General features: G+C 38.4%; 16 protein-coding genes. 2 read left to right on the top strand and 14 right to left on the bottom strand.

Annotated elements, in window-relative coordinates; translation table 11 throughout:
* Positions 1 to 126: 126 nt before the first annotated feature.
* The 6 genes from mfd to OD757_RS09335 form a co-directional block, all read right to left on the bottom strand.
* Positions 127 to 3,588 carry a transcription-repair coupling factor gene (gene mfd, locus OD757_RS09360; protein ID WP_263031676.1) on the bottom strand — a complete coding sequence of 1,154 codons (3,462 nt, stop codon included), beginning with the start codon at positions 3,586 to 3,588 and terminating at the stop codon, positions 127 to 129.
* Between the two features lie 134 nt (positions 3,589 to 3,722).
* Positions 3,723 to 4,079: a hypothetical protein gene (locus OD757_RS09355; protein ID WP_263031675.1), complete on the bottom strand. Its 357-nt coding sequence runs from the start codon at positions 4,077 to 4,079 to the stop codon at positions 3,723 to 3,725.
* Positions 4,080 to 4,161: 82 nt separating this feature from the next.
* Positions 4,162 to 5,094, bottom strand: a complete 933-nt coding sequence (locus tag OD757_RS09350; RefSeq protein WP_263031846.1) for a Dyp-type peroxidase — start codon at positions 5,092 to 5,094, stop codon at positions 4,162 to 4,164.
* A 141-nt stretch (positions 5,095 to 5,235) separates the two neighbouring features.
* A complete protein-coding gene (locus tag OD757_RS09345; protein WP_263031674.1) occupies positions 5,236 to 6,018 on the bottom strand; it encodes a glutathione S-transferase N-terminal domain-containing protein in 783 nt (260 codons plus the stop codon).
* A gap of 21 nt (positions 6,019 to 6,039) precedes the next feature.
* Positions 6,040 to 6,546, bottom strand: coding sequence for a ribonuclease E activity regulator RraA (gene rraA / locus OD757_RS09340; protein WP_263031673.1), 507 nt, complete (start codon positions 6,544 to 6,546; stop codon positions 6,040 to 6,042).
* 11 nt (positions 6,547 to 6,557) lie between these two features.
* On the bottom strand, positions 6,558 to 7,223 hold the full coding sequence (locus tag OD757_RS09335; protein WP_009387095.1) for an NADH(P)-binding protein, PF13460 family: 666 nt from the start codon (positions 7,221 to 7,223) through the stop codon (positions 6,558 to 6,560).
* A gap of 212 nt (positions 7,224 to 7,435) precedes the next feature.
* On the opposite strand from OD757_RS09335, the gene rpsT reads away from it, so the two are divergent.
* Complete coding sequence (gene rpsT / locus OD757_RS09330) at positions 7,436 to 7,702, top strand: 30S ribosomal protein S20 (RefSeq protein ID WP_003651535.1); 267 nt, start codon at positions 7,436 to 7,438, stop codon at positions 7,700 to 7,702.
* Positions 7,703 to 7,759: 57 nt separating this feature from the next.
* On the opposite strand, the gene OD757_RS09325 is transcribed toward rpsT, so the two are convergent.
* Positions 7,760 to 8,494 (bottom strand): histidine phosphatase family protein, encoded by a 735-nt coding sequence (locus OD757_RS09325; RefSeq protein ID WP_263031672.1) that lies wholly within the window; start codon positions 8,492 to 8,494, stop codon positions 7,760 to 7,762.
* Between the two features lie 57 nt (positions 8,495 to 8,551).
* Positions 8,552 to 9,409: a 3'(2'),5'-bisphosphate nucleotidase CysQ gene (locus tag OD757_RS09320; RefSeq protein WP_263031671.1), complete on the bottom strand. Its 858-nt coding sequence runs from the start codon at positions 9,407 to 9,409 to the stop codon at positions 8,552 to 8,554.
* Between the two features lie 293 nt (positions 9,410 to 9,702).
* On the opposite strand from OD757_RS09320, the gene OD757_RS09315 reads away from it, so the two are divergent.
* Positions 9,703 to 10,071: a hypothetical protein gene (locus OD757_RS09315; protein WP_263031670.1), complete on the top strand. Its 369-nt coding sequence runs from the start codon at positions 9,703 to 9,705 to the stop codon at positions 10,069 to 10,071.
* Between the two features lie 56 nt (positions 10,072 to 10,127).
* Here OD757_RS09315 and OD757_RS09310 read toward each other — a convergent pair whose 3' ends face one another.
* The 6 genes from OD757_RS09310 to OD757_RS09285 form a co-directional block, all read right to left on the bottom strand.
* Positions 10,128 to 10,787: an SOS response-associated peptidase gene (locus OD757_RS09310; protein WP_263031669.1), complete on the bottom strand. Its 660-nt coding sequence runs from the start codon at positions 10,785 to 10,787 to the stop codon at positions 10,128 to 10,130.
* Between the two features lie 107 nt (positions 10,788 to 10,894).
* Positions 10,895 to 12,628, bottom strand: coding sequence for an ABC transporter ATP-binding protein (locus OD757_RS09305; RefSeq protein WP_263031668.1), 1,734 nt, complete (start codon positions 12,626 to 12,628; stop codon positions 10,895 to 10,897).
* A 13-nt stretch (positions 12,629 to 12,641) separates the two neighbouring features.
* A complete protein-coding gene (locus tag OD757_RS09300) occupies positions 12,642 to 13,784 on the bottom strand; it encodes an ABC transporter permease (RefSeq protein ID WP_263031667.1) in 1,143 nt (380 codons plus the stop codon).
* Positions 13,785 to 13,791: 7 nt separating this feature from the next.
* Entirely contained in the window at positions 13,792 to 14,730 is a 939-nt protein-coding gene (locus OD757_RS09295; protein ID WP_263031666.1) for an ABC transporter permease, read from the bottom strand.
* Between the two features lie 12 nt (positions 14,731 to 14,742).
* Entirely contained in the window at positions 14,743 to 16,776 is a 2,034-nt protein-coding gene (locus OD757_RS09290) for a M3 family metallopeptidase (protein ID WP_263031665.1), read from the bottom strand.
* The gene (locus OD757_RS09285) at positions 16,777 to 18,597 is read right to left on the bottom strand and encodes an ABC transporter substrate-binding protein (RefSeq protein WP_263031664.1); all 1,821 of its coding nucleotides are present in this window, start codon (positions 18,595 to 18,597) and stop codon (positions 16,777 to 16,779) included. It lies immediately after the preceding gene.

Genomic DNA, 18,597 nt, shown 5'->3' with positions numbered 1-18,597 from the left:
GGTTTGATTACAAATAACAATGATTTTATGCACTTATTCCTCTTCTGATCCGAGAAATCGTGCATAAAATTCTGATATCACCTTACAAAAAATTTGTATTGAATAAAAATCACTTTAAAACACTATTTAAGCATGTAATTCGTTTAATAATTTTGCCAATAAATCATTAATAAATTGAATGCGTTTTTCTGGTTCCTCAAGCTGAACCATAACTTTTAAACGCTGTCCGCCCTCCATTCGATAATAGGTCGGATGCTTTTGCATGAGTTGAATAATGCTAATTGCCTGAACTGGTGTATCAGGCGAGAATTCAATATTGCCACCTTGTGTATTAATATCGATTTTGGTAATACCCAATTGCTCTGCTTTCAAGCGTATTTGATGGACAGTAAACAAATGCTTAACCGATTGTGGCGGAACTCCGAAACGATCAATGAGTTCCATACGGATATTATCGAGTTTTTCTTGCGTATCTGTATTACTAATACGCTTATAGAATAATAAGCGCTGATGCACATCTCCTAAATACTCATCAGGAATAAGTGCAGGAATATGTAAATTAATTTCTGCAGTCAATGACAAAGGCGCATCGAAGTTCGGTGTTTTGCCTTGCTGAATTGCCTTAGTAGCCTTCTCCAGCATTTCCATATACAAGCTATATCCAATTGCCTGCATTGAACCGCTTTGTTGCTCACCTAAAAGCTCACCTGCACCGCGAATTTCTAAATCTTCTGTCGCTAGCATAAAGCCAGCCCCCAGAGTTGAGGCACGCTGGATTGCATCTAAACGCTTTTCTGCATCACCTTTTAAATGTTTTATAGAGGGAACTAACAAATAAGCATAGGCTTGGTGATGTGATCGTCCCACACGCCCACGTAATTGGTGTAATTGAGCCAAACCAAGTTTGTCGGCCCTTTCTATCAAAATTGTGTTGGCATTTGGAACATCAATCCCGGTTTCAATAATCGTTGAGCATACCAACACATTAAACTCTTTGTGATAGAACTGCTGCATGACTTGTTCGAGCTCTCTTTCCCTCATTTGTCCATGAGCGACTGCTACACGAGCTTCAGGTACAAGAGTACGAATGTTTTCAGCAGCTCTTTCGATCGTATCGACTTCATTGTGTAAGAAATATACTTGGCCACCACGTAGTAACTCACGCAAAATAGCTTCTTTAATAGAAGCTTCTGTATGTTCTTGCACAAATGTTTTAACGGCTAAACGACGGGCTGGCGGCGTAGCAATGATAGATAGATCACGCATTCCCGAAAAAGCCATATTTAGAGTTCGTGGAATAGGTGTTGCGGTAAGGGTCAACATATCCACGTCTGCACGTAATGCTTTGATACGCTCTTTATCACGTACCCCAAATCGATGTTCTTCATCGACCACCATTAGACCCAAGTCTTTAAACTGCACATTTTCTTGTAAAAGTTTATGGGTTCCGATCACAATATCGACTTTACCGGCAATTAAATCTTCAATATTTTTTGTATGGGTTTTATTTGAGCCAAAGCGTGACAACACTTCTATACGCACAGGCCAATCAGCAAAACGATCTTTAAAAGATTCATAATGTTGTTGTGCAAGTAAAGTTGTAGGCACTAAAACAGCAACTTGCTTACCGTTTTGCACAGCAACAAAAGCAGCTCGCATGGCTACTTCAGTCTTACCGAAACCAACATCACCACAAACAAGTCGATCCATAGGTCTAGCTTGTTGCATATCGTGAAGCGTGGCTTCAATAGCATTCGCCTGATCGAGTGTTTCTTCGTAGGCAAATCCACTAGCAAATTGCATATAAAGCGATTGATCGACCTCAAAACCAAATCCAGGTTTTGACTGACGTCGTGCTTGTATATGTAATAATTCGGCTGCAACATCATGAATTTGTTCTAAAGCTTTGCGTTTAGCTTTACTCCATGCATCACTTCCGATTTTATGAAGTGGAGCTAAATCTGGATCTCCGCCACTATAGCGACTGATAAGATGCAAATTAGTTACAGGTACATAAACTTTTGCCCCTTCAGCATAATTGAGTTGTAAGAATTCATAGTCTTGCCCTTCAATTGCTAAAGTAACTAATCCTGCATAACGTCCTACACCATGATCAATATGTACAACTGGGGCATCAATACTTAGTTCGGTCAAACTACGAATTAAGAACTCTTCAGAAACTTCTTGCTGACGTTTACGACGACGCTGAACGACCCGATGCTCATATAATTGATTTTCAGAAATAACCGACAATTGGTCTGTTAAAAGTAATCCACGGTCTAGCGGTGCATTTGTAATAGCAATCGCAAACTGACTGGTTTGAAATTGTTCAAAACTATCTACACCAGGAATATCACCTAAACTGGCACGCAAACCATCTCTTAAGCTTTCACGTCGGCCTGCACTTTCTGCAACCAATAAAACCGGATGATTTGCTTCATCAATATATTTTTTGACTACTGAAAAGGGTTTTTCTTTTTTCGGATCGACCGCTAACTTCGGTGGCTGTTCCACTTTAAGGTTTAATGCACCGATCTTTTCTTCAACCGTTTCGGCGCTTACCAGCATACGCGGAAACTGATTTAAAGCACTAAGCAAATGGTTTGGAGCAATAAATAACTCTTCAGGAGGAAGAATTGGTTGATCTACGTTATGGCGTCTATCTTCATAACGACGAATAACTTCTTTCCAAAAGTTGGTTAAATCTGAATCTACATCGTTAGTTGTAATTACAATGCAATTCTTTGGTAAGTACGTTGTAAGTGTACTTTGCGATTGCATTTGTGCTTTATCAAAAAATAACGGTAAATAAAATTCAATTCCTGGAGAAGCAATTCCCTCTAGGACATCTTGATAAATCGGGTTTTTCTTAGGATTTGCCGTAGGGAAAAGTTCAGAATACCGATCTCTAAAAATTGAACGAGCTTCTTTTAACGGGAATTCTTTTGCAGGTAAAACTGTAAAACTTTTTAAAGCTGTAGTCGTTCTTTGCGTTTCTGGATCAAAGAATTTTAATGTATCAATTTCATCATCAAACAGATCAATACGAATAGGTGCTTCTTGCCCTGACGCAAAAATATCCATAATACTGCCACGTACAGCAAATTCACCATGATCGTAAACAGTATCAACCAAATGATAACCAGCTTGTACTAAACGTAACTTCTGTTGCTCTAAATCGAATTTTTGCCCAACATGAATATCAAAATGTTCACCTAGAACCCATGAATACGGTGCAACTCTTTGGGCTAAAGTACTTGCTGAAAGGAGCAATACACCCTTCTGAGGCATATTAGATAAAATTGCGAGACGTTCTGAAACAATATCTTGATGAGGTGACAAACGATCATACGGTAAGATTTCCCAATCAGGAAAAATTGTAGGTTTTATGCCATAAAATTCAAGTTCACTTTCTAATTGAGCAACATGTTGGTTATTTCTGGCAACCACCACAAGTAAAGATGAATGCTGAACAGCAATTTCTTTAAATAATAAGGCAGCAGATGAACCTAATAACGACCCCACCCAACGCTTTTCACCGGCTTTGAGCTGTTGTAAATTCAATTGAGAGATTTCTTGTTGAAACATGTATATGGCTTTTATCAGCTAAGAAGATATGAGCCTAATAGTAGCATGATGTTTTTAGTGAATTGAGTTATTTTTTTGAAAATCAAACTACTAGTTAGCTTTACTTTTTATATTTTTTAATCAATCAACTATGATTATTTATCACGCAAAAACAAAACGTAATATTGATTTAATATTTGTATAATCGCTTTAAGTTGAAGTAGCTTCTCTTGTGTATTTCCCAATCTTTCCACATAGCGTTGGGTTGCGATTTCTAGATCAATCTTTTCATTAATTTGTGGAGTAATGAGGAATAATTTCTGAAGATTATCAAAATTTTGTAATTTACGATTTGAGAAATACTCAATATGTTCTGACCATTTCTCATTAATCCCTACGTCTTTAATGATAGGTCCTTGTTCAGAATCAAATTTTAATTGATTCTCTTGCAAGTAAATTTGTTCTGGCGTTTCTTTTGAGCCTTGAAAAAGCTGCGTTATCTTCTTAAACATTTCATCACATCATATTAATTTTAAATTCAAGTAATGGAAGTAATTGTGTTACTTCCATTATTTAAGCCTTTTAGTTTAATGACTACTCATCGCCTAAATCATCAAGAAAATCGACAGTAGGTACAAAAAATAGAGTACCAGTCTGGGCAGTACTAAAGTCAAGCAACCGATCGAGATTACCCTGCTCATTCCCTAAAAACATATTTTCAAGCATTTGTTTTGTTGTGCTAAATTTACGCGAGTACCCAATAAAAAATGTGCCATATTCATTTCTAGAAGGATTTGAAAAAGGCATATTTGCTCGCATAATTTTAAGTTCATTGCCTTCTGCATCATGAGCTTTACTTACAACATTATGAGCAGTTAAAGGTTTTTCATCATCGCTGAGCTCAACATCATTGAACTTTTTACGGCCAATCACTTTTTCTTGCTCTTCATCGCTCAACCCACGCCACTTTTCCATGTCGTGCGTATATTTTTGAATAAAAGCATAACTTCCCCCGATAAAATCAGGATCTTCATTACCCACTAGTGCCCACTCTGCTGCAATAACGGGTTCCGGGTTTTCAGTCCCATCCACAAAGCCAATAATTGCCCGCCCATCAAAATAACGAAAACCATGAACTTCATCAATGGGATACGTTACCTTACCGAGCTGCTGATTGATTATATTACCCAGCTCATAACATAAAGTCTGACGATCAGCACGAATATGGAAAAATAAGTCTCCCGGAGTTGAGACAGCCGTATATTTCGGGCCTCTAATTTCTTGAAATGGTTGTAATTCTTGAGGCTTCGCTTGCTCTGGAAATAAGATATCCCATGCATTTGAACTAAAACCTAACGTAGCATTAAATTTACTTTCTGGATAACGATTAAAGAGACTTCTAGTTAATGCTGAAAAATTAGCAGCAAAATCTTTTACTTTTTCTATTACAGAATCACCTTGAGCTAATCCCAATACAATAAATAATGCATTTTCACCAGGAGCGCTCGTTACAGGCTGAATTCTCATACATTCCATAAAATATGCCTTTTAGGTATTTAATCTCGTTAATTTAGCATATTCACTTTCTTTTCATACATCCTGTAATAAAATCTATGTTCATAAGAGTTTAAGTAAAGCTCCTTAAACCCTTACTAAAATTAATCTTAATCAACGTCCATATTGCTTCTTTAAATATTTTACGATTTGAGCAGACTCAAACATCTTAACTCCAGTATTTGGGTCTACCAAATAAGGTACCTGCATTTTGCCTTGCATAAGAGGTAACAATTTTTCTCTTTTTCCACCTTTTAACGGTACATATTTACCCGGTTTTAAACGAAAAATAGCTGGGCCTTGATCTTGCCATCTTTCTTTTGCAACATTATGCAGAATATAAGGAAGCTCAAGCTCACAGAGTAGACTTCTTACAATTCGCGAATAAGGACTTGCCTCAAAACTCCATAACTCAAGCTTTTGCTCAGGCGCAGCTCTATCAATGATTTTTTTGTTTATCCAAACGCCCCGAGCACCATTTAATATAGTCCCTAAAAATGCTACATACGGCATGTTAGGGTAACTCGAAAATTTCTGAGGCGTCTTTCCTGTTTTACCGTAGTGTTTAAATAAATGATGAATAATGTCTTGTGACTCATATAGCTTATCACCAGTATTTTCATCAATTAGAAAAGGAAATTTTAATTTGCCACCAGTCTCTTTAACAATAGAACGATACTTCAACCCACCTTTAGGACATGGATAAATTTCAACATCCAGATTTAGCAATGTAATCACTTCACGAACACGACGGCAAAATGGCGAACCTTCAAATTCATATAGTTTCAAAGCTTTTACAGGTTGCTGAGGAAAAGCAGTGCCAGTTACACCCCTACCACCTTCAGTGATTGCAGATACAACTGCCTGTAATACTTTAATTTGATGATTCGCCATCATGCGTTCCTTTGTATGAGAGAGTTAGACTAATTTTTCTTTTGCAATCACAATTCCATTATTATCAGCATAGATAAAATCACCCGATTGAATTGTGACACCACCAAAATACAAAGTGGTGTCTACTTCGCCAATGCCTTTACGATTACTTTTTTGCGGAATTGCAGCCAATGCGTGCACGCCTAAATCTAAAGTTGCAAGTGCATCAACATCCCGCACACAGCCATAAATTACCACACCATTCCAGTTATTTTTAACTGCTGATTCAGCAATCATGTCTCCCATGAGTGCACAGCGCATAGAGGCGCCGCCATCTACCACCAATACTTTCTCTGTACCATCTGTTGCCAATAACTCTTTTACACGTGAGTTATCTTCAAAGCACTTTACTGTTACAACCTGTCCCCCGAAAGTTTTACGTGCGCCATAGCTTTGAAAGAACTTACCATCCATGGACGGAATTACGACTTGTAAGTCTTTCTCAGGGTTATCATCTAATAAATCACATGTTACAAATGGTACTGTCGACACTTTTTTCTCCCTTATCGAGTTTTCTGTATGCTCAGATTATCATAACGTTTGAATGCTTCAATTTGCGTTAGCGCCGCTACGACCATGGTATGAGCCAATTGCTCCGCAGTTACAGGCTTATATTTGAATGGTTTTTGTAATTTATTCTCAATAAATTTAAATAGACTCTGCCCCAAATCCTCTATAAACCGCACCTCACTGCGCTTACCAATAAGTAAAGAGGGTCTAAAAATAGATAATTTTTCGAGCTCTAGACTCTCAATATAATCTTCTAATTGTCCTTTTACTTTATTGTAGAAAATGGGTGAGTTCGAATTTGCACCAAGAGCGCTCACTAATAAAAGATGAATATGTTTATCTTGTACCAAATCCGCCAAATGAGCATTGATTTCATAATCTACCGCGTAGAAACCCTGCTTTGAGCCCGCATTTTTTAATGTTGTTCCCAGACAGCTAAATGCATGGGTATGACCATTCACATCTTCATCATTCAACATTAAGAAATCTTCCATGATGAATTGATTAACTTTGTCATATGTATTAAATACTTGAGATTCTTTTCTAACCACCAACGTAATGGCTTCAAATTCTGGAGCCTGCTGGAGCTTTTCTACAAGTTCTAATCCGACTAACCCTGTTGCGCCAAGCACAATCGCTTTTTTCTTACTTGCTGTCATTTTTTATCCATCCCTATTTGGCTTTGCTTTAAATTTAACCTTTTCTTACCGTTTTAACAGCCCCTAAAACAGCTTAAAACGTTCTCAAGGCTTGACTTCACGGTGTTGATTCATCACAATATGGCACTTGTTTACGGGCTGGTGATGGTTACACCAGTTTACTGGATTGACCACAGCCCGCCCAGACCAACTTATTTTCAAGGAGTGCAAGAGTGGCAAACTCTGCTCAAGCTAAAAAACGTGCGCGTCAAAACGTTACTGCACGTAAACACAACGCAAGCTTGCGTTCTATGGTTCGTACATACATCAAACGTACTTTAAGTGCAATTGCTGGTGGTGATCATGCTGTTGCTACAGAAGCTTACCAAAAAGCTGTTCCTGTAATCGACCGTATGGCTGATAAAGGCATCATCCACAAAAATAAAGCTGCTCGTCATAAGAGCCGTTTAAATGCTCAAGTTAAAGCGTTAGCTAACTAATTGAAGCATGTAAAAAAAGCCCACTAGGGCTTTTTTTATTATCTATCGTTTTTGAGCTTATAGCGTTTTTCGAAATTTGGCTACATTTAGCTCATAGGCCTTACCTCTCCAAATCCATTTTAATTTGCAATTTGGAAATTCTTCGCCTTCAAACCATACAAATATGCCTTCCATCATTTCAGGCCAATCTTCTTTCTTAATTTTATTTTCACCAGAAATCACAGCAACAATTGCAGCAATAATAGTGTCATGACTTACAGCCAAACTAAGTCCGCCTTGAGTTTTAGGATTCGTATGGTAAATAAGCTCTAGTACATCTAAAACACCTGTAATTGGATGCTTCATGCCAGGTAATGCATTATTTACAAAACTATTAATAAAACCTAAAGCACCCTGCTTTTTAAAATAAGGAGCAGCTTGTTGTATGTCTAATACAAAACTGCCTGGCTCAACAAGTAATCCTTGTTCAACAATTTCAATCGTATGCGTATTAGATTCGGGACTTACATCATCAGCCCCTTCAATCATGAGCGCAGCCGTATCGACACAACGTTGTATTGGACTTGAAATACAGTGTTGAATAACACGATCTGTATTTTTGATTAAATAGTTACCCCATGCCTGCGCAAGCTCACGCCCTTGAGGAGTAAGTTGGAGATCATATCCAGCTAAGCCCTGCCCATCCACAAGCTCTCTTAGAGAATGGCGCGTAAATAAGGTCACAGGAGTTGAAGCATCGGGCAATAAATCAATTGCTTCAAACATACTTTTAGGCAATAAATCGAGTGCCATTGTTATCTTGTCATCTTTTTTCAATACTTTGCCACTATAACATGTCTGGCATAACTCTCAATCTATAACACCTGATTGGGCTAATGCTTCAAATGCTATTTTTTTGCTTTCCTGATCACGAAATGCGATAAAGCCCTTATTTAAAACCGTATGCCTCTGGTTATATTCAAAAGGTTTCCCATCAAGCGTAAGTAAACCACCGCCTATACTCTCTAACAAACCTTGCCCGGAACTTGTGTCCCATTCAGAGGTTGGATGAAAGCGTGGGTAAATATCTATTTCACCTTCTAACATCATGCAAAATTTATAGGCACTTCCTGCTTCTCGACGAATAATGCTATGTTTTTCTTCGATAGGTTGAATAAATTTTTGATATTTTGGATTTTTACTGCCATGACTCAGTCCTATTTGTATAGGCGCATCTGGTGAAGGCGAAGTTATTTGATATTGGTACCATTGTTTTTGAGTGAAACTATATTTAAAAGGCAAATCTTGTAGATATCCTAAGTACACGACCTGTTCACACGGCACAGCAATAACTGAAAAGATCGTCTCTTTACCCTTAATCAAACTTAGGTTTATCGTAAACTCATCACGTTCATGTATAAATTCTTTAGTTCCGTCAAGAGGATCTAACATCCAGCATGTGGCCCAGTCATGCCGCGCACTATAATCACTTTCTTCCGACAAAACTGGCAACTCTGGAGTAATTTCTGCCAAGTGTTTTAATAAAAAAAGGTTCACTTTTAAATCTGCTTGAGTTACAGGTGAATCGTCTTGTTTTTCATGAATAGTGAACTCATAACCCGCAGAATAATTTTGATATTCTTGTAATAAAATCTGGCTGGCTTGTTCCAAAACTGGAAGAAGCTGATTAATCAAAGTATCTTGTGGGCGCGTAGTTGTTATAAACATAAATATGCTCTACATAGTTTCATTTCTATTATAGGTGAATTATGAACAATTCAATATTCGCTAACAGTTTGATTTACTAAAAATCTATCTTAGTCATTAGATGATTGCCGCTTTCTGGGCATGCTATATAGTTAACATGAATAATAATGAGGTTTTAAAATGGCCTTTATTCCGTACAAAAAATAATCTATAAGTTATGAAAAATAAACAACTTAAATCAGATTTATCCATTTCCTTTTCATGTATTTCTTGTTATGTTCAATCACACAATAACAAGATGGAAGAAAGTGCACATGATGCTATATGGATATCATTTTTCGACAATAGAACATAATTGGGAAGAACTTACGCCCTTAAATGAGTTCCTACAAACATTTGCAGATGATGATGGTGATGTTTCAACAAGAGATAAAGAATCTCTCAAAGAAATCATTGCGAAATCAGATACAGCTTTGGCTTTAGCAAGAGAAATGGGTTGGGATGGCAGTTATACAGGGTGTCCTTATCTATTCTGGTTACCAAGTAAAAATAGTCAGTCTTTTGAATATGGCTTTGTGTTTAAACAAACATCAGACAATACAACTTTTGTGATTTCACCCATTGAGTTGAGCTATCTAGCTCAAGATTCTCAAGTTCGGACCTTAAGTAAAACGATTGAATAAGCAATATAGGTTATTGATTCAATTTTGACATCAATAACCTCATCTTGATTTTATTATTATTCAAACATGCTTAACTGTGGCGTAGGTTTTATAATTTTTTCTTTTGGTACATGAGAGCATTCAAACTCTTCAACTGGAAAACCTTCTATAAAACTTGAAATATCAGATGACTCCAAACTCAACCACTCTTCTAGTCGGTCATGTGGGATCACAATTACTGATCTTTTGACATCTCCAGGCTCGTGAAAATCCTTCATCATAGGATGGTCTATGGCATCCATAGTTAACATGCTTGCAGAACGAATAACAGTTTCATTGATTTTGCAGATTTCATAGATTGCTGCAATAAAAAAAGCTTGCCCATCTTTACGGCGTACACCCCACCGCTCAGGTTTATCATTTATATATTTACTTTCATAGAATTCTGTCACCGGAATCACACCAAACTTACATTTAAGTGCAGCTTCTTGAAAACTCGGTTTTTGGAAAATCGTTTCATGACGAGCATTGTAGGTATGCTTTGCTATATTCGTATCTTCTGCCCATTTTGGAACCAAGCCAAACATGACTTCACGCCACTCAAGACCTTGGGGTGATTTGAATAATAGCGGCATTGTACCCGCAGGATAAACCTCTTCGGCATAGCTAAAGCCGACCACAGGCAATTTAAGTTGCTGTAATTGGGCAAGAGTTAAAGGTTTAAAGTTGGCACACATAGCAAAGATAAACTACTGTATTTTTCATTCTCTTATTTTATAAGCATTTACCCGATAAACCAAATAAAAAGGCACTTGAAAGTGCCTTTAGCGACATAACTTTACGCTTATGAAACGTGTTGAATCCCTTGGGGAATGGCTTGTAATAGACGTTTAGTATAATCATGCTGAGGATGCGCATATAGCTCATCTGAATTGGCTATTTCTACAACCTCCCCATGATTCATGACCATGACTTGATCAGAGATATATTTCACAACCGATAAGTCATGTGAAATAAAGATATAACTGAGCTCAAACTCATCTTGTAGGTCTTGTAATAAGTTAAGTACTTGTGCCTGTACAGACACATCTAGCGCCGAGACAGATTCATCACAAATCAGAATTTCAGGCTTTAAGGTTAAACAACGTGCAATCGCAATACGTTGACGTTGCCCTCCCGAAAATTCATGTGGATATCGATAATAAGCTTGCTCAGGTAAATTCACTCGCTCAAGTAGTTCAAGTGCAATTTTTTTACGCTCAGTATCATCTTTACCAATGTTATGGATCTGCATGGGTTCTAATAAAATCTGTCCAACCGTAAAGCGTGGATTAAGAGAGGCATACGGGTTTTGAAAAATAATCTGGATTTTTCGTTGATATTTAGCAAACTCTTTTTCAGTTAATGAAAGAATATCTTTTCCTTCAATAAAAGCCTGCCCGCCAGATGCTTGATGTAACCGCATAAGTAATAGACCTACCGTCGTTTTACCCGACCCTGATTCGCCGACTAAACCTAAAGTCTTTCCTTTAGCAAGTTTAAAAGAAACTCCTTTTACGGCCTGAAACTCGTCTTTACCAAATAATCCTTTACGGCTATAAAAGCTTTTTTTCAGATCTTTTACTTCTAAAATAATTTTCTCATCGCCATTTAAGCCACGTTTGCGCTGTGGAATGTCCGAAGCATCAAAACTTTGCTCAACCAAGACATTATCTTCTTGGCGCATAAAATCACTCGTCACAGGCAGTCGATAAGGACGCTGTGATATTTGTGGACGACAGTAAAGTAATGCTCGGGTATATACATCTTGAGGCTGTTCAAGAACCTCTTCAGCAACGCCTTGCTCTCTAATCTCGCCATGACGCATCACAATGACTTTATCTGCAATTTCACCAACCAACGCTAAATCGTGAGTAATAAAAAGCATCGACATTTGACGGCGCTTACGCAATGACTCGAGTAAATCAATAATCTGCTTTTGAATCGTGACATCAAGTGCCGTAGTCGGCTCATCGGCAATGAGCAGTTTAGGCTCACACGCAATTGCCATAGCAATCATGACACGTTGCTGTTGCCCCCCTGAAAGTTGATTAGGATAGGCATCAATCTTGGTTTCTGGTGAAGGAATACCTACTTCTTTAAGCAACTCCAAAACACGCTGGCGAGCCTGTTTACGGCTCAACCCCATGTGCAAACACAACACTTCTGCAATTTGGTTGCCAACCGTAAAAACAGGGTTTAATGATGACATCGGCTCCTGAAAAATCATGGCAATATCTTTACCACAGATTTTACGCATCTCTGCACGAGATAAACTGAGTAGATCCGTGCCTTCAAATATAATTTTACTTTGATCATCAATTTTGCTTTGTCCAACAGGTAACAATCCCATCGTAGCCAACGAAGTAACCGATTTGCCGCTACCCGACTCACCGACTAAAGCGACAGTCGTATTCGCTGGAATATCAAAAGAAATGCCTTTTACGGTTTCAATATATTGCTTATCTTCACCTTTAAAACTTACTCGTAAATTTTTAACCTGAAGCAACGGTTCATTCTTATTTTCTTGTTCTATCATTTGGACCTTCCTTTTATTTTAGCTTTGGGTCTAACGCATCACGAAGTGCATCAGTAAACATTGAAAATGCCGTAACCAAAACAGCCATTGCGACAGAGGCTGCGACAAGCTGCCACCATTTACCTAAAAGAAGTTCACTTTGTGCTTCATTTAACATGCTGCCCCAAGACACCACGCCGACTGGCACCCCAAAACCCAAGAAACTCAAAATGACTTCAGATTTAATAAAAGACACCACCAAAATTGACATTTGAACCAAAGCAATATGGCTGACATTTGGAAAAATATGAATGAACATACGGCGGAAGTGTCCAACGCCAATTGCTTTAGCAGCAAGAACGTACTCACGTGCAGTATGCTTCATATATTCGGCACGAATTAAGCGGTAAACCCCTGTCCAGCCCGTTAAGCCTAAAATTAGGACAATAGATAAAATGCCTTTTTGTTGAAGTACGGCAGCAATAGCAAGCACTAATAATAAATATGGAATTGAGGTAAAAATGTTATAAAACCAGTTGAGAATATCATCCACCCAACCACCAAAATATCCAGAAATTGCGCCTAAAAGCGTACCGATACCTACCGCAAGTAAGGCAGATATCACCCCAACAATAATTGATGTTTCAGCACCTTTAATGGTCTTTTTAAGGACGTCTTGTCCCCATTTGTCAGCTCCAAATATAAGTGTGCTTTTAAGTTCACTTTGCTGATCAAGTAAATGTCCTCCCAGTTGCTGATCAATTGCTTTCATATCATCACCTAATGGGTCAGCTACACCATAATAATCAATTGCACTTCCCGCACTCTTTTCTTGTTTAATTTCAGCCTTGAGTTGGTGAATTACATCTTTTAAAGGATCAACTGGATTTATCGGTAACTCTTCTTCAATCGCTGCTGCATTTTGCCCTGTTTCTGTTGTCTTATCTGCTCCTATAAATGTAGGTGGCGCGTAACTCACTGCAACTTCTTTGTTCCAGTCAGATGCAATCACCCCAGTCATTGATAGAGCCAAGATAATAAAATAAAGCAATACAATCACTAGTGATGACATTGCGATCTTATCGGCCCGAAGACGTCGCATGGCAAGTTTCCACAGGCCAGATGAATGAGCTGCGGCTTTTGTTTGTTGTTTTCTTTTTGATAAAACGCTCAGCATAGCCCACCTACTTCAACTGTACACGTGGATCAACCACTTTGTAGACCAAATCGGCAATCAGGTTAAAAATCATGGTTGCAGCAGCAATGTAAACTGTAATGGCCTTAATAACAGGAAAATCACTTCGCTCAACTGCGATAATGACCTCTCGACCAATACCCGGAATACCAAAAAAACGTTCAATTAAAAATGCACCTATGAGTAATGCAGGTAAACTTGACATCACATCGGTAATAATAGGAATTGAAGCGTTCCGCAGTACATGTACACCTAAAATTCGGCTTTCACCTACACCTTTAGCACGTGCTGTTCGAACGTAGTCCTGATTAATTTCATCAAGCACAAAACTACGATACAAACGTAAGGTCGGTGCAATACTCACCACCAACATGATTAAAATTGGAAGCAAGGCAAATTTAAATAAATTTTCGGTAAAGGTGTCGCTCCAGCCCTGCACAGGAAACCAACTTAGCTGATAAGCCAAAACATATTGAAAAACAATAATGTAAACTAAAATACTGATCGACATCGCGATGGTACATAGCATCATCACCATACGGTCGGTTAGAGATCCGCGTACCGCTGCAACAGCCAATGCCAAAATAATTGAAATGATTGTCTGTAAAATAGTGAGCGGAATTAAAAGCGTGAGCGAGGGCCCTAATCGGGTCAAAATAATTTGGGAAACAGGTTCCCCCGTACTCCAACTTGCGCCATAGTCAAAAGTCAGTATTTGTTTAATAAAAATCCAGAGCTGTACATAATAAGGCTGATCGACTCCTAGCTGTTTACGAATATTTTCGATCTGCTCAGGATTAGACATCTTGCCCGCTAAAATATAAGCAGGATCGCCACCTACCCAGTTAAAAAGAATAAAAATAAGTAAGACTACCCCCAACATAGTTGGAATCATCTGCCATAAACGCCGAATAACATATGCCAGCATAGTGATAATTCCTTATTTAACCCGTTGTCCGGTAATTTCATTAAAGAACGCTTTGTTATCAGGTTCACGGCCAAGGAAATCTTTAACTAATTCAGCTGCGGGTTTTTGGCTACCTTGTGACAAAATGGTTTGACGGTAACGCTGTCCAACTTGCGGGTTATTAAGGTTGTCCCCATAGGCAGAAAGCATGTCTAAAGCTAAAACCTCAGACCACATATAGCCGTAATAACCTGCCTGATAGCCGCCCATCAAATGCCCGAACTGCCCAGGAAACTCTGTTGTTGGCACATACCCTAAAGCTGTAGCAGCTTCCATTTTTTGCCAATTTTCCAAAGGTTTTACTTTTAATGCATCGGCAGTATGCAATGACATATCGTACTGTGCATAAAGAGTCTGACGTGCATAACGCAAGCCACGACCATAGTTATGTACAGCTTTTAAACGAGAAATTAACTCATCATCAACACGTGGACATGCTGGATCACAGTAATCAGCCACTTTAGATAAAGTCTCTTTACGGCGTGCCCACTCTTCATACATTTGAGACGGCGCTTCTACGAAATCACGCTCTACAGAGGTTCCAGACTGACTGGCATAACGTGTATTTGACAAAATGCCATGTAAAGCATGACCAAACTCATGAACAAAAGTTTCAAGTTCATCACTGTTTAAACCTTTACGGTTAAAATTAGTGACCAATGCTGAAACGGGTAATCGATTGGTTAAAGTGCTGCCGCCGTATACTCCCCAAACAGCTGCGTGACCATATTTCCCTTCACGAGGAAATTTATCCATATATAAGCCGCCAAGGAGCTTTCCTGTTTTTTTGTCAACCACATCGTAATATTCAACTTCACCCTGCCATGCTTTAACTTTGACAGGTTTAAAATCAATACCATATAGATCAGATGAAATGGCAAATAACCATTTTTGAGCAGCTAAAGTGGGGAAATAATCACGAAGTTTTTCCTGATCAATCTGATATTTATTCTTACGAAGTTTTTCACTCCAGTAAGCTTCACTCCAACGTGTGATCTCGGTTTTTTCTAATGGGGTTTTTAAGGTTTGTGCTTTAAATTCACGGAGTTCTTCTACTTCTTTACGTTCAAGTGGCGCTACTGTTTTTTGGACTTCTGCTAAAAATTGATTTACAGTCTCAGGCGTTTTAGCCATACGGTCTTTTAAAACCCAATCTGCATAACTTGCTTTTCCAAATAACTGCGCAAGCTCATAACGCAAATCAATTGCTTGTTTGAGTAGTTTTAAATTTTGCTCAGTACCACGTCGAGTAAAGGCAATTTGATATCTTTTCCGAGCATCATCATTATCTGCCAACTCCATAAAGGGACGATATTCAGGATATTCAAAACCTAATAAATAGTTGCCTTTAGCATTTTTCTTTAAAGCTGAAATATAACTTTGGGGTAAACCCTTCATCTCTTCAGGAGTAAACTCAAGTTTCTCCGGATTATCGCGGACATTACGCGCATATTCTTGTTCGAGCTTAGTTAACTCATCCAGAATAGCCTTCATTCTTGCGCGTTTTACAGGTTCAAGCTGAACGCCTGTGTCTTCAAATTGGCTCAAAATATCTTGACGGTATTTTTGGTCAATTGGGTCTGTTGCTTGTGTATTTTTAATTAGATTATATAGCTTCGGGTTCTGAAATATATCAGTGTGAAACTGATTAATTTTGATTTCACAGTCTTCTGCTGCCTTACGTAACTTTGCATCTGGATCTACGTTACTATATAGACTTATCGGACCTGAGAAATCTTCAAAATGCGCAAAAATTTTATCCCATTTTGCCAATATAGGTGCTGCTTCTGCATTATCTTTCACAGGCGTTTTTTCAAAAATAGTAATCTGTTGCTGAATCTTTTTTAAATTAGCATCACACCATGCTGGGAGTTGTTGTGCTTTAAGTAATGGCAAAGTAGGACGTGTTGTCTCTGCCGTTGCAAACTGACTTATACCTATGGTCAACATACACAAAGTTGTCATTTTCAGTGCATTATTTTTCATCATATCTCCAATTTTTTTCATTTAATGATTAGATTTAGTATGTGTATCGAGATCAAAATACATCCACTCAGCATGTAAAATTGGATGCTTCTTATATCCAATGATTTGTGGTTGAGCCAACATATTTCGGTAGCGTGCATAAGAGACTTGCACTGGCATATATACTTCTAATAAACGTGTCATTTTTCGATAAAGTGCATCTCTCTCAGGGCCAGCTTGCATTTGTTGTGTCTGACGATACAACTGATCGAACTCTGGTATCGAACCACATGACCAGTTCGTCATATGCGTATTGGGACCATAAAAATTCTGCATAAAATTATCGCCATCAGGATAATCTGCTATCCATGCAGAAGACCCAAACATTCCTTCACACTGTTTTTGCGCACGAATGAGGTCTGCAAAAAGCATGGGTTTAAAGACCATGCGAATATTTAAACTATCAAAGTTCTTTTTCCAGAGCTCAGCACTTTGCTGCCCAATACTGTCACTGCGCGCCATATATTCAATGACAAGAGGCTTCCCGTTTGGTTGTGTACGCCAACCTGAGGCATCTTTTTTATAGTGATATCGATCTAATAGTAAATTTGCTGCTTTCACAGAATATGGCGTACTACTTCTATACTGTGGATCGTTACCCACTACCCCTGGTGGAACTGGAAAATCCAAACGCTGAGCATCATCATTTCTTACTAATTTAATTTCTTGATCTATTGAACGAGACATTGCAATAGCACGGCGTAAAGCAATTTTTTCTTTACTCATTCCCCCAACGACCGGATTTTTAAGGTTCCAATAGATATAGCTAATTTCAGGATCAACAATACGAGATAAATGCACACCTTCTTTGGCAAGCTCAGGTCTTAATTTACCGTCTTTAACTGCTTTGGCGACCAACTGTCCTTCAAGCTGAAATATATCAATTTCACCACGCTGAAATGCCAGCCATCGTGATTGGTTTTCTTCCATAACCTGAATATCAATTGTGCCGATTTGCGGCATTTTTTTACCCTTAAGGCGTTTCACAATTGCCTCATCTTCAGGACTACTCGCTATAAAGTTCCAAGTAAAGCCGCGAAAGTCAGGGTTCGCTTTTAAAACAATCCTCGAAGCTGGTACCCATTTACTGAGTATATAAGGTCCAGTCCCTACAGGATGCCCCATGACATAACCTGCTTTATCTTTATACTTTTCGATGACTTCACGTGCCACCGCACCTGTTGGGTCATGTGCCAGTAATAAAGGAAAGTTATAGTCTGGCTTAACTAAACGAATCACCAAAGTGTATCTATCTGGCGTTTGTAAGCCACTCACCTTTTGATCATAGTTAAATTTTCCGGTTTTATTGGCTGCTTTTATTAATGCATCCATACCTTCAATTTTGTTCTCTAACAACCAGCTATTTGGAGAGCGTAAATTTGGGTCCAATAAGCGTTTAAAAGAATACGCATAATCGTTGGCTGTTAATTCTCGGGGTTTACCTTTAAAAACAGGGTCTGGCGTAAAATAAATACCCTTTTTAATGTGAATGGTATAGGTCAGACCATCGGCACTAATTTCCGGCATAGCAGTTGCTATTTGCGGAACGAGTTTTGCGGGCCTTGCTAAATAGTCATAGGTATATAAAGTTTCAAATATCGAAGTAGTTACATGCGCCGAATATAAATCATGGATATAAGCTGGGTCGAAACCTGTTTCAGCTGTCGGGAATACATAACGTAAAACTTTATTTGGATCGGCTGGGCTTTTTGCAAATATAGTCGTAGATCCAATTAATGCTATGCTGGCAAATAACAAACCGACACTACAATGCTTGAGCTGTTTTATTAAATTTTCAGTCAT

Source organism: Acinetobacter sp. AYS6 (genome assembly GCF_025630795.1).
GTDB lineage: Bacteria > Pseudomonadota > Gammaproteobacteria > Pseudomonadales > Moraxellaceae > Acinetobacter.
The sequence above is the reverse complement of the archived record's forward strand: the minus strand, read 5'-3'. Positions and strand labels throughout refer to the sequence as shown.